We start from the raw sequence: 13,804 nt of genomic DNA, 5'->3' as shown, positions 1-13,804 counted from the left end.
CATGAGCCGCTTTTAGGTCACCACAATACATAAGGTCCGTTGATTGTCCTGTGCAGAGATTGCTTCGTTCCTCGCAAAGACGATGAAGAATAAAATATTATGAAAAATGCACTATCTTATTACACAGCTAAGCTTAGTAAAATAAGGTGCTGCATTTTTTTTATGTCGATATTTTTGCCGGCATTAGCAAGCGCTCAAACCCGAGGCACCGTTCAGGTAATAAAAGATCCGCTGATAGATACCCTGATGGCCCGGCGCCCCTCTCTTAATAAAGGTGGCGCTATAACCGGGGGAGAAGAAACGTCCAATGGCTATCGTGTTCAGATCTTTTTCGGCTCAAGCAGGCAGGCTGCCTATGATGCACAGGCAAAGTTTAACGAAGAATATCCGGAGCTGCGTACTTACATTATCTACAATGAGCCAAACTTTAAAGTACGCGCCGGTGATTTCAGAACGCGCCTGGAAGCGCAGAAATTAGTACAGGAAATAAGGCCGATGTTTAGCAGCCTGTTTATTATTCCCGAGAAGATAAATCCTCCAAAAACAGACCCCTCAAATGATTAAAGAGCAAATTCAACAGCTGTCGAAAAATATTTTTAATGATGTTGTGGCTAACCGCCGCCATTTGCATTCGCATCCGGAACTTTCCTTTCAGGAAGTGGAAACCTCTGCATTTGTGGCCGGGAAACTGGATGAGCTGGGATTGAAATATGAAAGAATGGCCGACAATGGGCTTGTTGCCTTGATAAAAGGTGATAAACCATCGGATAAAGTAGTAGCCTTAAGGGCTGATATGGATGCCCTGCCTATTACCGAGGTTAACGAGGTTTCCTATAAATCACAAAATATTGGTGTAATGCATGCCTGCGGACATGATGCACACACTTCATCGCTGTTAGGTACAGCAAAAATATTAACAGATTTAAAAAGCCAGTTTGGCGGAACCGTAAAGCTGATCTTTCAGCCGGCAGAAGAAAAGCTGCCCGGCGGCGCCAGCATAATGATAAAAGAAGGCGTACTGGAAAACCCAAAGCCACAGGCGGTTTTAGGGCAGCATGTAATGCCTTTAATAGAGGCAGGTAAGGTAGGTTTCCGTGCGGGCAAGTATATGGCCTCAACAGACGAGATCTATGTTACTGTAAGAGGCAAGGGCGGTCATGGTGCGCAACCCCAGCAAAATGTAGACCCTGTTATTATCATGGCGCACATGCTAACCGCATTACAGCAGATAGTAAGCCGCTTTGCCGACCCTAAAAGCCCATCTGTTCTTTCCTTTGGTAAGGTAATAGCAAATGGTGCAACCAATGTGATCCCTAACGAGGTTTACCTGGAAGGCACCTTCCGCACCATGGATGAAAAATGGCGCAATGAGGCCCACATCAAAATGAAAAAAATGGCTGAAGGCATTTGCGAAAGCATGGGCGGCAGCTGCGAGTTCAATATTATGCGTGGGTACCCGTTCCTGATCAATGAAGAAAAGCTAACTGCAGCAACCCGTGGCCATGCCGAAGATTATTTAGGAAAAGAAAACGTGCTTGACCTTGACATCTGGATGGCAGCTGAAGATTTTGCCTATTACTCACAGGTAGCTGATTCCTGCTTTTACCGCTTGGGAACCCGCAATGAAAGCCGTGGTATTACATCCTCTGTACATACGCCAACCTTTGATGTGGAAGAAGATGCGTTCAAGATTTCTACAGGATTAATGGCTTATTTGGCGGTTAAGCAGTTAGGTAATTAGGGAAAGGTTCATGGTTGATGGTTCATAGATCGTGGTAGCTCGTTTCCGCAGGGTCTCTCGCAGAGGACCCTGCGCTGGATTAGCTTTCTGAGGAGAATGCGGCCGCTTGCACAAATGAAAAATTAAGTAAACCACAAACATTGCGCAGGGTCCTCTATGAGAGACCCTGCGAGGACAAGAATGAAAAAACTACTCCCCGCTTTCGGCTTTCTCCTTTTCGCTTTCAGCTCCCACGCCCAGCAGATCAAACGTTTTAACCCCGATTCCATTCGTACCATTGTTATTGATTCTGCTATAAATATCCATTCACATAGATTAAACGCACAGGATTTTATTGATGCCGTACTGGCTGATACCGGCTTTTACCAGGCATTCCAAAACATGAAGCATTATGGCTTTACTGCCGAGAACCGCATTTATACTTATAACAGCAAAAACAAAGTAGAGGGTAAAAGCTATCGTAAAATAAAGCATAGCTATATTGATGGGAAACCCAAGGCTGAATACCTGGCAAAAAGCGATAGCGGTTCTCTTTATAAAAGTAATGGCAAGCCGCAGCTTTACACGGTTGAAATGTTTGATTATATTTTCACCAATGCCTATAAATCAAACTTTGTGCCCGGCCCAATGAAGCAGGGCGCAGAAGGTAAGAATGCATCGTACAAAGACAAACTAAAGACCCTGATTTTTGCTCCCGGTCATAAAGTAAAAGGGCTGCCGTTCCTAAGCAGCAAAACCGAGATCTTCGGGAAGGATATGAGGGGCTATTACTTTTACCAGTTTGCCCGCGGCAAATACCTCGATACCATCCCGGTGTATCGGTTCAGGGTGATAAGAAAGCCAAGCATTGCTGACAATGATGTGGTGATAAACGAGCTGACCACCATTTTTGATATGCGTAACTTCCAGATCCTTGGGAGGTACGTCGACCTTAAATACCACAATATGCTGTTCAGCTTTGATGTGCAGATGAATATTGAGCTAAATAATATTAACGGCGAGCTTTTACCCGCAAAAATAACCTACCAGGGCAACTGGGATGTGCCTTTTCACAAAATAGAGAGGGCAAGTTTTTTGATAGTGCAGAAGGAGTATAACCGTTGATTTATATTGATTTTTATGCTTTCGCTGATTTGAAAAAGCGACAGAGCCAGGAAACTACGTAAATAAATAAAAAAATATTTGCGCAATTGATGGGTTGCACATATATTTGCAACTAAACGGTTGCAAATATATGAGACGAGATATTTATCAGGCTATTGCCGATCCTACCCGACGGGCCATATTGAGCCTGCTGGCAATCAGTGCCATGACGCCCAATGCAATTGCCGGGCACTTTGGCAACACCCGGCAGTCCGTATCCAAACACATTCAAATCCTGGTAGAATGTGGGGTAGTTAATTCACAACACACCGGCCGCGAAATCCATTACCATTTTAATCCGCAGAAAATGAAAGAAATAGACAAATGGCTTGAAAGCTTCCGCAAGCTATGGGACGATCGTTTTACCCAGTTAGATGATGTATTAAAGAACTTATAAAACCATTAGTTATGATAAACAACACAGTAATTTCAAAAGATCTGGTTAACAGGAAACTCCATGTTACCCGGGAATTTAATGCGCCGGTCAGCAGGATATGGAAAGCATGGACAGAAAGCAGTATATTGGATAAATGGTGGGCGCCTAAGCCATGGCGCACAGAGACCAAAACGATGGACTTTAAAGAGGGCGGCTTATGGCTCTACAGCATGGTTGGGCCGGAAGGCGAAAGGCATTGGTGCCGGGTAGATTTTAAAACGATAGATCCGGAGCAAAGCCTTACAATTGTGGACTGCTTTTGCGATGAGAACGGCAATGTGGATGACAGTATGCCTCTAATGTATTGGCTTATTGAATTTAAAGCAACTGAAACAGGAACAAAAGTTGAAGTAACCATTACATTTGACAAGGAAGCTGACCTGGAAAAAATTATCGAAATGGGCTTCGAGGGAGGTTTTACCATGGCACTTGGCAACCTGGACGAAGTATTATTGGAATCTTAATTTATATTACATTGAATGCGCAGATGACCGCTCCAAAAGGGCGGCTGTCTGTTTTTTATTGCGTGGTCTCTGCCGTTTCTTTTATCACCCTATTCCGCTCTACTAAAAGCTTTTCCATATACCATCCTAAAAAAAGAAAATTAGCCACCTTGCCCAACCAGCCGAAAGGGGATTCAAACAGGAAAATATCCTTCATTACCGTTTGATTGTTCACTGCATAAAAAAGATGCTCATGCCTGAAGCTTTTAAATGCGCCGCTCACCATTTCGTCAGTAAATGAATTAGGAGAATCAAATTCGGTGATCTTTGAGGTAAGGTTTTGCCAAATACCGAAATGTTTTGCCCGCCATGTAACGGTTTCACCCAGCTCTATCAGTCCGCTTGCACGCCCGGCAATAACCCTTTCGCCGGTTTGTTTGGTCGATTCCAGGTGCAGGTCAATGCTCCGGGCCATGTCAAAACAGCGTTCAACAGGCGCATTAATATGGGTACAGAGCTCTATTTGCGTCATAGACAGCTGATTGAAAATGATCCTTTTAACATCAATGGCCTTAATGAGCACAGACCTGCGCAGCTTAATCCAAAAGAATTTCCTTTTCATTGCTCTGTAAAGGGATTCCCCGTTCAAAAACTTCGCAAGCCTGCCCCTGGTCGTTTTATCAGCCAAATTCATTAAAATATAGGATCATATCCGAGTAAAATCAGTGCAATCCGCGTTTAAAGATCGGTGTAATTATTCATTAAAATTCCGCATTCTTCGGATACCTTGGGAAAGGGATCACATCCCTGATGTTGCCCATGCCGGTAACAAAAAGCACCAGGCGTTCAAAGCCAAGCCCAAAACCAGCATGCGGACAAGCGCCAAACCTGCGCGTATCCAAATACCACCAAAGCTCATCTTTAGGGATGCCCATTTCGTCCATACGTTGTTCCAGCTTATCCAAACGCTCCTCACGCTGCGAGCCACCTACAATTTCGCCGATGCCCGGGAACAGGATGTCCATGGCGCGTACAGTTTCGCGGCCATTGGCATCCGGCTCGTTCTGGCGCATGTAAAATGCTTTTATCTCTTTGGGATAATCGGTAAGGATCACCGGCTTTTTAAAATGTTTTTCAACCAAATAGCGCTCATGTTCTGATTGCAGGTCGGTACCCCAGCCCTCCACCGGATATTGGAATTTTTTTTTCTTATTCGGGGTCGATTCTTTTAAGATGTCGATGGCCTCGGTATAAGTAAGGCGCTCAAAATCATTATCCAAACAAAACTGCAGCTTATCGGTCAGTGTCATTTCTGAACGTTCATTTTGTGGCTTTTGCTTTTCTTCTTCGGTTAACCGCTGAGTTAAAAATTCAATATCATCCGCGTTTTTATCAAGCGCATATTTTATCACGTATTTCAGCATGTCCTCGGCAAGGTCCATGTTGTCGTTAAGGTCGTTAAAAGCAACCTCCGGCTCAATCATCCAAAACTCGGCCAAATGGCGGGTCGTGTTTGAGTTTTCGGCCCGGAATGTTGGACCGAAAGTATAAATATCGCTCAAAGCCATTGCACCCAGTTCACCTTCCAACTGACCGGAAACAGTTAAGTTGGTAGCTTTAGCAAAAAAGTCCTGCGAAAAATCAACTTCGCCACTCTCTGTTTTAGGCGGGTTTGCCAAATCGAAGTTGGTTACATGGAAAGTTTCACCGGCACCTTCCGCGTCAGATGCTGTGATGATAGGCGTGTGCAGGTAAACAAACCCGCGTTCCTGGAAAAACTGGTGCACTGCAAAAGAAAGGCTGTTGCGCACACGGAATATGGCCCCAAAAGTATTGGTGCGGAAACGCAGGTGTGCCTTTTCGCGCAAAAATTCCAAAGTTTGCCTTTTGGGCTGTAAAGGATATTCTTCCGGGTCACAGTCGCCCAATATCTCAATATCCTTTGCAATAACTTCAACTTTTTGTCCTTGCCCTAAGGAGGGGATCAGCTCGCCGGTAACGCTGATTGCTGCACCAAAAGTGATGCGCTTAAGCAACGCCGGATCAGTATTTTCAAAATCAACAACAATTTGGATGTTGTTATTGGTTGAGCCATCATTTAAAGCAATAAAACGATTTTGACGGAATGCACGTACCCATCCCTTAACTGTTACATCAATACCTGTCTGTTCACTTTCTAATAATGATTTGATCTTGATCCGCTGGCTCATATAAAATATTTTGAGGGGCAAAAATACGATTATTTGATGTTTGTCTGAACCGGAATTAGCGGAATTTTCAGAATTAACAGAATGAGCGCCTTTATATTAGGTGTAGAAAAGATAAAAAAACCGAAAAATTATTTAATTCAACAAATTCCGGTTCATACAATTAGTAAGTTTGCCAATAATGAATCCCAAAGCAAGTCTTATCATAGGCATCCTCTGTATTTCTTTTTCGCCAATTTTTGTAAAGCTTGCCGGGGCCGATCCTTTAGCTTCTGGCTTTTACCGCATCTTTATAGCCTGGCTTTGCCTGTTGCCCTATTGCATAATAAAAGGCTATTTAAAAATCAGCCGCAAAGATTTAATAATAGCCTTAATAGGCGGCGTGGTTTTTGGTGTCGATATTGCCGTTTGGAACTTATCGCTTGTGAAAATCTCAGCCACTGTGTCAACGCTAATTGCCAACCTTGCCCCGGTTTGGGTAGGCTTAATAAGCTACCTGGTATTTAAAAGGAAATCGGGCAAGATGTTTTGGATCGGTACCTGGGTTGCCATTTTTGGTATGGTTATATTAGTTGGCTACCAAAATATACTTTCGCTTCAATTTAACATCGGCATCCCGCTTGCACTTTTAGCCAGCTTATTTTATGCTATTTATATTGTTATTACCCGCGGCATCCTCCAAAAAATAAGCACTATCACTTTTATGTTTTATAACATGCTTGCCGGGAGTGCTTTTTTGTTCGTCATCAATCTGTTCCGGCACAATGAGCTTGTTAATTTCTCTTCAACGGCCTGGCTGTGTTTTTTAGGTATGGGACTGCTGTGCCAGCTGGCCGGGTGGTTAACCATTAATCATACTCTGCGTTTTTTGGAATCTACAAAGGTGTCTATCGCCCTGCTAAGTCAAACAGTAATAGCCGGATTCTTAGCCATATTGCTGTTAAATGAAACGCTGGAGCTAAAAGAAATTATTGGCAGCGTGATTGTTTTGGGTGGAATTGCAATAACGTTTTTGAAGCCCTCCAAAATAACAAGTCTAAAAGTTAAGCAAAGTTAAAGACAATCGGCATATGTAATTTGGTTTGGTACTCATAAGAAATATGATAAAATTGATGCGGCAACGGTTGCCTATATCGCAGGTGGTAAGTAACGATACTAATTTGCATATGCCCATCATTCCGGCACATAAACATAAAACTTGCCACCTGCAAAGCTTAACTTATCAGCACCATTCCCGCTGGTTTTTATAAAATTTAACTGAAAAGTGCCGTTTGCAATATTTGTATAAATATCAAAATCCCTTATTGTAACCTTATTTGTTAAGGTGGTATCAAGCTTATAGTGACTTGTAAACACATCCAGGCCAATAGTGGTATAATATTGGGACTGACCTGACTTTATAGGATAGGCGCCTTTTCCCCTGAATTTCAAATTGAAATATAAACTTTCTTCTCCGGCTGCCTTAAATCCGCGTATCTGCAGCGAGTCTTTACCAGAAATATAGTTAGCCTCGGGCTTAGCCACCCAGTTGCTGCCGTTTTTCATGGCTCCTATAAAAAGATCGTTAACAACATTTTGATTGTCTTTTTTGCAGGCAGTGATTAATACACAGAAAAAAGCAAGGCCTGTCAGAAATATTTTTTTCATGATATAATTGGTTAAACGCTATTTAAATACCAATACGATAAATTAATAAACAACGCTACAGCCAATTAATCCAATTTACTCAATCAATAACTATCTTTGCAGCTGTGAGTGAAAAAACCATTCTTAAGCTGCAATTACCTACTGATCCCCTTTGGGTAAAAAACGTTGTTGAAAGCAATATTGAGGAGCTTTTAACCGATCATGCTTTTTGTGAACAGAAGGCTGCCAGTAATGGTATCACACTCATTGTTCAAAACCCCAACCTGTCTGACCTAGTGCAGGAAATGACCATGCTGGTACAGGAAGAAATGGATCACTTTAAACGTGTGCATGATATAATTTTGCAACGCGGCTTTGTTTTAGGTCGTGAGCGTAAAGATAATTATGTAAATGAGCTGCGTAAATTTATCATCATAGGCGGTGGCCGTACCGTACAATTGATCGACCGTTTGCTGTTTTCGGCTATGATTGAGGCACGCAGCTGTGAACGGTTTAAAGTACTGTCTGAAAATATAAACGACGAGCAGTTATCTGCATTTTATCATGAGCTGATGATTAGCGAGGCAACCCATTATGCTATGTTCATCCGCCTTGCTAAAAAATATGCCGATGGCATTGATGTAGAAAAGCGATGGACCGAATTCTTGGCTTACGAAGCTAAAGTGGTAAAAAACTATGGTAAGTCGGAGGCCATACACGGGTAGTTGATGTGCGAATTTTGGATGTGCGGATGTCCAGATGAGAAATTAGCTAAAATCTTTAATACCTACAACATTTTGTAAATAATTATCCATCAACACCATATCCACCTTATCATTTAAAAAACCGATATGCATATCGGGCCTTACAATAAGGGATTTCCCTTGCTTTCCGTTTACTTCAAAAGCATCAAAAACAGGCTGATTTTTTGCTGATTGCGGCAGATAGAAGAAATTGAGCATGCCCGGGTATTTTTGGGTAATCCATTTGGCAAGGGCGAAAAGGTCTATCTCGGCCACTCTACCTAAAACTATCAGGGTAAAGCCTGGCTTGCTGCACCACTCGTGCAGGTCAGTTTCTTCCTGCTTTTTTTCGTCGAATACTTTTAAATAGGGCAACCTGTCGCCCGCTTTTATTTGGGTTGATTGGCTGATGTGCAGGCTGATGGCACTATCCCGGTAACTAATTGCGATTTGCGATACCTGTTTAAAAAAGCCTGCCCTTATGGTTTTATTACCCCAAGCCAGCTTTAATAAGGCAGGCATTACCCAACGTTTAACTAAACCGGTAAACCAGCTGTCAGACATTATCATGGTAAATGCCTTGTCGGTTGTTCTTAGCAGCCTTTTGGCAACCGGTATCCGCTCTGCGGCATAGCTATTTAAGATTTTCTGGTTAAACTGGCCATTAGCCACGCCTGCCAGTTTCCAGCCCAGGTTATAGGCATCCTGCAAACCGGTGTTCATTCCCTGTCCGCCAACCGGCGAATGGATATGTGCAGCATCACCCACTAAAAAACATCGTTGTGCCCTAAAATTATCTGCCATACGGTGATGCAGGCGGTAGGTAGTAAACCAGTAAGTTTCTGTGATTTTTATTGACAATCCGCTTGTTTTATCAAGCCCCGGCAATATATCTTCAACCTTTAAGTCTTCTTTATCGCTCAGCTCATCTGGCAGGTTACCGAGGGCGCGGAAACGGTTTGCCTCCGGCATCGGGAAAAATGCAGAAAAGCCTTTTTTAGCCAGGAACAGGTGTACCTTACTGTCATTCAGTTCAGCATTACCCAGCTCAACATCAGCTAAATAAAAGTTATGCCCGTAAGTTTCACCGTTAAATGGGATCTGTAATTGCTTACGTACAGCACTATGTGCGCCATCGGCCCCAACAACCCAATCGCAGGTAAGTGCGGTAGGCTCATCGCCGTTTTGCAGTTGAACTTCAACCTGTGCGTCTGCTTGTTTTAGTGTAATTAAGGTGGTTTCCCAATAAACCGGGCAGCAGTTCAGCGTTAAATAATCAAGCAGCAGGCGTTCGTTTTTACTTTGCTGGTATAAAAGGATATAAGGAAAAGGTGTTTGCCCTTCGCCAACATAATCTAATGCTAAAGCCGCAACCTGCATTCCATCTTCATTAAATACTACTCCTTGAGCCTGTTTGCCGTTTTCAATCACGCGGTCAATAACGCCCATTTGCCGGTAGATCTCCAATGAACGTGCCTGCACAGCCAGTGCTTTTGATTCATCGGTAGGCCCTTGTCTAATATCAATAATTACAGGCTGAACACCATTCCTAAGCAATTGGGCAGCCATCATCAGCCCGGATGGACCGGCGCCAACTATCAGTACTTTGGTATGTGCCTCAGTAATTACCACTTATAATTTATGAAATATTAAAAATATGGTTGGGCGTTTATGCAGCTCGGGTACTTTTTTCTGCCATTCGGCGATGGTCTTTGTTTGAATTAATTCCGTTGCAGCTGTTATATCGCATGCTATACATAACCGTGTTTTTGGATTTGCTGTTTTCAAAATCTCCTCCAGCATCGGATTATTGCGAAAAGGCGTTTCGATAAAAATCTGTGTTTGGTCGTTTCGCTCCGACAAGCTTTCCAGCTCTTTTATCTTTTTGCTGCGCAATAGTTTATCAATAGGCAAATAACCATAAAAGGTAAAGCTTTGTCCGCTAAAGCCCGAGGCCATCAGCGCCAGCAAAATGGAGCTTGGGCCAACCAGCGGCACCACCTTTATACCCATGCGGTGCGCTTTCTCAACAATTTCCGCTCCCGGGTCTGCAATGCCGGGACAACCGGCTTCGCTCATCAGGCCAACATCGTTACCGGCTTGCAGGCCTTTAAAAAACTCGCCTGTACCATCGCTGCGGTTGTGTTTGCCGTAATCATGGATCAGCAGTTCGCTTTGCGGCGTTTTCAGTCCCGCTTCTTTTAAAAACCTGCGGGCGGTTTTCTCGTTCTCTACAATATATTCCTTAATACTGTTAACGGTATCAACCAGGTAAGGCGTGAATGATTTGGCCGCGGCTTCGTCGGCAAGCGGTACCGGGATTAAATAAAGGGTTCCTAAAGGCATATTGCAAAATTGCTGTTTTTTGTTTAATTTAACGTGAGTTTGATTTTGGAATTATTCGCCTCACCCTGCTCTCTCCAAAGGAGAAGGTTCTAAAAGAAGCACGAAGTTCGAGTCCTCTCCTTTGGAGAGGATTAGGTGAGGCAGAAAAAATGCATTTGGTGTGAATTTTTTGCCAGGTTTTATATTAATCGAAAGGAGTTTGAAATAATGAAGGAATTAGGCATTAACTGGTTTATAGAGGGATCGATAGATTTTGAGTATAAAAAATACATCCTGCTCGACTACCTGCAGGAGATAAACCGCCATTTTGATAAGAGCAAACTATATCCAAATCTTACCGACCTGATATTCCATTTTAACAACCTGCTGTATTTTAAAAAGAATAAAAGCATGCTGCAGCAGGCCTTTCCGCAACGTTTAACCCAGGCTGACCTGGATGCCGTGAAGCTTACCTATCAGAAAATTGTGGATGATGACAGCTCCATGCGCGAGATTGAGCAGATAATAGCCTATGCCCTTCAAAAAATGGATCCCGCCATCCAAACCGGTAAAGAGATCTATGATTTTGTAGAGAGCAGGCTGAATATTGATCCCGTTGGGATTGTGCCGCTATTGCCTTATCATGGCTATTTCTCCCTTCGCAATGGCCGGGAACGCATGAACTTTATCTATGAATACCAGATCACTATATTTGAAAGCAAGGATGATAAATACCGCGGTATCAATATCAACTTTATTGATACCTGGGAGCAAAGCATCTCCAACACGCCCGAAACGGTAAAACTTGATTTGATCCGCAGAAACAAATATCTGCCCAATCCGGCAGTTTATTATGTGCAAAGCGATATTACCTTTCCGTTAGAGCAAACGTTATTACCAGTAGCCAAAAGAAGCCTTGTGAAGTATATTTCAAGTGCCGCGTGATTTGATTTCGGAGGTCGGATGTTCTATTTCGGATTGGTTTACGTAATTAATAATCCTTTCATTTACTGCACACTGCCAACTCAAAACTGCCAACTATCCCCCTTTCAGCCATCAACTACTTCACTAACACCAACCCATTTTCCGGCACCCATTTATCATACTCAATAGTTTTGGCAACACCTTCTGCATAGGCTCGTCCTCGGAGTTTTTCAACCAGGTGCAGGGCGCCGTCTATCCCGGCAGAGATCCCCGCCGTGGTAATCACATTGCCATTATCAACAAAACGGGTATTGGCTAAAACTTTTGTTTTAGGATACGCTTTTTGCAGGTTATCAATTTGTAAATGGTAAGTAGTAGCAGTAAGATTATCTAATAACCCTGCTTTGCCCAATATAAAAGCACCCGTACAAACGGAAAAATAAGACTTCACTTTTTGTGCCTTGACCCATGTCATCACCGAATCATCAATAACTCCCGGACCGGTATCTCCACCAAAAACAGCAAGGATATCGGCTGGAGGAGCATCATTAATAGTGTAATCAGGCGTTATAAACAATACGGTTTGTGCACGGAGCGGCTTATAACTTTTTGATACAGTAAACACGTTAAATCCGGCAGCTATAAATACTTCCATAGGGCCGGCGAAATCCAATACCTCAACGCCATCCTGCAGGTAAAAACATATGGTTACACGCTTTAAGACTAACTGCTTTTTAAAATCACCCAGCTTCATTTTAATCAGCTCCATTTTACAATGCGGACAAACACCTGGCTTATCAAACTGCAGTTCATCACAACTGCCATTACATGGCCCGCATACATAAATTATTTTATCGTCAGCAACTGACGGCTGGGCTTTTATCAGGCTTGAGCTGAATATTACCAGGAATATAATGAGGCAGGCTCTTTTCATATGAGAGATCTGGGTTACTAGTAAATGTACTAACCATCAGATTATAAACTGTTTCAATTGTTACAAGTCTCTCGATTATTTTGGTGTAAAACATGGTGAAACAATTGAAACAAAAGTTCTCAGTCAGCCCCAATAATGTTGGGTTTGAAATTGATCGCCAGGAATATTATTTATTGATAACCTCCAGGATCTGATCTGCACTGCATTTTTCCTGCAGGCCGGTAGCCATGTTTTTAATGGTTAACAAGCCGCTTTCAATTTCGTCGCTGCCGATGATTATGGTAAACGGTATGTTTTTATTATTGGCATAATCCAGCTGCTTTTTCAGTTTGGCGCCTGCGGGATATAGCTCGGCATTGATATCCTTTTTGCGCAGTTGCTGCAATATCGGCATGGCAAATTTTTCGCCGTCCTTATCAAAGCAACAGATCAATAATTGGGTGGATTCGCTTGTTGTTTCAGGGAACAGGTTAAGCTCATCCATCACATCATAGATCCTGTCGGCACCAAACGAGATGCCCACCCCTGTTAATCCCTTTAAACCAAACATTCCGGTAAGGTCATCATACCTTCCGCCTCCGCCTATGCTGCCCATGGCTACCTCGTTGGTTTTTACCTCGAAGATGGCGCCGGTGTAGTAGTTCAGTCCCCTTGCTAAAGTTATATCCAATTCCAGGGTGGCGGTTTGCAGTTGGCATAGGTCAACATAGTTTAAAACTGTTTCAAGCTCATCGCAGCCCTTTAAGCCGGTGACTGAACTTGCTAATGCGCTGCGCAGGCTTTCCAGCTTTTTCCTGTTTGATCCTTCGAGCAAGACAACCGGTTTTATTTTTTCAATATCATCTGCAGTAAAGCCGCGATCCATGAGTTCTTTTATCACACCATCAAGGCCTATTTTATCCAGCTTATCAATGGCTACAGTCAGATCAATGATGTTATCAGCTTTATCTATAATTTCGGCAATGCCTGATAGTATTTTTCTATTATTGATTTTTATGGTGAAATCTTTTAATCCCAACTTGCTTAAAGCTTCGTCATAGATCAATACAAATTCGGCCTCGTTAAGCAAACTATCGGAGCCAACCACATCTGCGTCGCACTGATAGAACTCGCGGTAGCGACCCTTCTGCGGCCTGTCTGCACGCCAAACCGGCTGCACCTGGAATCGCTTGAAAGGGAAGGTGATCTCGTTTTGATGCATTACCACATACCGTGCAAATGGCACAGTTAGATCATAGCGCAAGGCTTTTTCAGAAATATGTGGTGTTATCCCGTTGGAAAG

15 protein-coding genes are annotated in these 13,804 nt (G+C 43.0%); 8 read left to right on the top strand and 7 right to left on the bottom strand.

Features of this window, described 5'->3' with window-relative positions:
* Window positions 1–99: 99 nt before the first annotated feature.
* The 5 genes from JWQ54_RS23135 to JWQ54_RS23115 all read left to right on the top strand — a co-directional run bounded on the left by JWQ54_RS23135 (window position 100) and on the right by JWQ54_RS23115 (window position 3,784).
* Window positions 100–564: an SPOR domain-containing protein gene (locus JWQ54_RS23135; RefSeq protein ID WP_299589916.1), complete on the top strand. Its 465-nt coding sequence runs from the start codon at window positions 100–102 to the stop codon at window positions 562–564.
* Window positions 557–1,741 (top strand): M20 family metallopeptidase, encoded by a 1,185-nt coding sequence (locus tag JWQ54_RS23130; protein ID WP_299589915.1) that lies wholly within the window; start codon window positions 557–559, stop codon window positions 1,739–1,741. The genes JWQ54_RS23135 and JWQ54_RS23130 overlap by 8 nt, the downstream gene beginning before the upstream one ends.
* Before the next feature lie 180 nt (window positions 1,742–1,921).
* Window positions 1,922–2,845: a hypothetical protein gene (locus JWQ54_RS23125; protein ID WP_299589913.1), complete on the top strand. Its 924-nt coding sequence runs from the start codon at window positions 1,922–1,924 to the stop codon at window positions 2,843–2,845.
* A gap of 130 nt (window positions 2,846–2,975) precedes the next feature.
* Window positions 2,976–3,281, top strand: coding sequence for a helix-turn-helix transcriptional regulator (locus JWQ54_RS23120; protein WP_299589911.1), 306 nt, complete (start codon window positions 2,976–2,978; stop codon window positions 3,279–3,281).
* An 11-nt stretch (window positions 3,282–3,292) separates the two neighbouring features.
* A complete protein-coding gene (locus tag JWQ54_RS23115) occupies window positions 3,293–3,784 on the top strand; it encodes an SRPBCC domain-containing protein (RefSeq protein ID WP_299589909.1) in 492 nt (163 codons plus the stop codon).
* A 55-nt stretch (window positions 3,785–3,839) separates the two neighbouring features.
* On the opposite strand, the gene JWQ54_RS23110 is transcribed toward JWQ54_RS23115, so the two are convergent.
* The gene (locus JWQ54_RS23110) at window positions 3,840–4,385 is read right to left on the bottom strand and encodes an SRPBCC family protein (RefSeq protein WP_299589907.1); all 546 of its coding nucleotides are present in this window, start codon (window positions 4,383–4,385) and stop codon (window positions 3,840–3,842) included.
* A gap of 139 nt (window positions 4,386–4,524) precedes the next feature.
* Window positions 4,525–5,973 (bottom strand): asparagine--tRNA ligase, encoded by a 1,449-nt coding sequence (gene asnS / locus JWQ54_RS23105; RefSeq protein ID WP_299589905.1) that lies wholly within the window; start codon window positions 5,971–5,973, stop codon window positions 4,525–4,527.
* A 178-nt stretch (window positions 5,974–6,151) separates the two neighbouring features.
* On the opposite strand from asnS, the gene JWQ54_RS23100 reads away from it, so the two are divergent.
* Entirely contained in the window at window positions 6,152–7,027 is an 876-nt protein-coding gene (locus tag JWQ54_RS23100; protein ID WP_299589903.1) for a DMT family transporter, read from the top strand.
* 116 nt (window positions 7,028–7,143) lie between these two features.
* Here JWQ54_RS23100 and JWQ54_RS23095 read toward each other — a convergent pair whose 3' ends face one another.
* Window positions 7,144–7,617, bottom strand: coding sequence for a DUF6252 family protein (locus JWQ54_RS23095; RefSeq protein ID WP_299589901.1), 474 nt, complete (start codon window positions 7,615–7,617; stop codon window positions 7,144–7,146).
* A 104-nt stretch (window positions 7,618–7,721) separates the two neighbouring features.
* On the opposite strand from JWQ54_RS23095, the gene JWQ54_RS23090 reads away from it, so the two are divergent.
* On the top strand, window positions 7,722–8,321 hold the full coding sequence (locus tag JWQ54_RS23090) for a tRNA-(ms[2]io[6]A)-hydroxylase (RefSeq protein ID WP_299589899.1): 600 nt from the start codon (window positions 7,722–7,724) through the stop codon (window positions 8,319–8,321).
* Between the two features lie 42 nt (window positions 8,322–8,363).
* Here JWQ54_RS23090 and JWQ54_RS23085 read toward each other — a convergent pair whose 3' ends face one another.
* Together JWQ54_RS23085 and JWQ54_RS23080 are read right to left on the bottom strand one after the other, a co-directional pair.
* Window positions 8,364–9,971, bottom strand: a complete 1,608-nt coding sequence (locus tag JWQ54_RS23085) for an FAD-dependent monooxygenase (RefSeq protein ID WP_299589897.1) — start codon at window positions 9,969–9,971, stop codon at window positions 8,364–8,366.
* Complete coding sequence (locus JWQ54_RS23080; protein WP_299589896.1) at window positions 9,972–10,685, bottom strand: SAM-dependent methyltransferase; 714 nt, start codon at window positions 10,683–10,685, stop codon at window positions 9,972–9,974.
* Window positions 10,686–10,892: 207 nt separating this feature from the next.
* Between JWQ54_RS23080 and JWQ54_RS23075 the strand changes: the two genes are divergently transcribed.
* The gene (locus tag JWQ54_RS23075; protein ID WP_299589894.1) at window positions 10,893–11,609 is read left to right on the top strand and encodes a hypothetical protein; all 717 of its coding nucleotides are present in this window, start codon (window positions 10,893–10,895) and stop codon (window positions 11,607–11,609) included.
* A 115-nt stretch (window positions 11,610–11,724) separates the two neighbouring features.
* Here JWQ54_RS23075 and JWQ54_RS23070 read toward each other — a convergent pair whose 3' ends face one another.
* Window positions 11,725–12,522: a DJ-1/PfpI family protein gene (locus tag JWQ54_RS23070; protein ID WP_299589893.1), complete on the bottom strand. Its 798-nt coding sequence runs from the start codon at window positions 12,520–12,522 to the stop codon at window positions 11,725–11,727.
* Between the two features lie 166 nt (window positions 12,523–12,688).
* Window positions 12,689–13,804 (bottom strand): histidine--tRNA ligase (hisS, locus tag JWQ54_RS23065; protein ID WP_299589891.1); only part of this gene is annotated, 1,116 nt, incomplete at its 5' end.

This window comes from Mucilaginibacter sp., assembly GCF_028288225.1.
Taxonomy (GTDB): domain Bacteria; phylum Bacteroidota; class Bacteroidia; order Sphingobacteriales; family Sphingobacteriaceae; genus Mucilaginibacter.
The sequence above is the reverse complement of the archived record's forward strand: the minus strand, read 5'-3'. Positions and strand labels throughout refer to the sequence as shown.

What these genes read in the sequence shown, in the direction of transcription:
- JWQ54_RS23135 (WP_299589916.1), top strand. Translation starts at nt 100, where the DNA reads ATGAAAAATGCACTATCTTATTACACAGCTAAGCTTAGTAAAATAAGG.
- JWQ54_RS23130 (WP_299589915.1), top strand. Translation starts at nt 557, where the DNA reads ATGATTAAAGAGCAAATTCAACAGCTGTCGAAAAATATTTTTAATGAT.
- JWQ54_RS23125 (WP_299589913.1), top strand. Translation starts at nt 1,922, where the DNA reads ATGAAAAAACTACTCCCCGCTTTCGGCTTTCTCCTTTTCGCTTTCAGC.
- JWQ54_RS23120 (WP_299589911.1), top strand. Translation starts at nt 2,976, where the DNA reads ATGAGACGAGATATTTATCAGGCTATTGCCGATCCTACCCGACGGGCC.
- JWQ54_RS23115 (WP_299589909.1), top strand. Translation starts at nt 3,293, where the DNA reads ATGATAAACAACACAGTAATTTCAAAAGATCTGGTTAACAGGAAACTC.
- JWQ54_RS23110 (WP_299589907.1), bottom strand. Translation starts at nt 4,385, where the DNA reads ATGAAAAGGAAATTCTTTTGGATTAAGCTGCGCAGGTCTGTGCTCATT.
- asnS (WP_299589905.1), bottom strand. Translation starts at nt 5,973, where the DNA reads ATGAGCCAGCGGATCAAGATCAAATCATTATTAGAAAGTGAACAGACA.
- JWQ54_RS23100 (WP_299589903.1), top strand. Translation starts at nt 6,152, where the DNA reads ATGAATCCCAAAGCAAGTCTTATCATAGGCATCCTCTGTATTTCTTTT.
- JWQ54_RS23095 (WP_299589901.1), bottom strand. Translation starts at nt 7,617, where the DNA reads ATGAAAAAAATATTTCTGACAGGCCTTGCTTTTTTCTGTGTATTAATC.
- JWQ54_RS23080 (WP_299589896.1), bottom strand. Translation starts at nt 10,685, where the DNA reads ATGCCTTTAGGAACCCTTTATTTAATCCCGGTACCGCTTGCCGACGAA.
- JWQ54_RS23075 (WP_299589894.1), top strand. Translation starts at nt 10,893, where the DNA reads ATGAAGGAATTAGGCATTAACTGGTTTATAGAGGGATCGATAGATTTT.
- JWQ54_RS23070 (WP_299589893.1), bottom strand. Translation starts at nt 12,522, where the DNA reads ATGAAAAGAGCCTGCCTCATTATATTCCTGGTAATATTCAGCTCAAGC.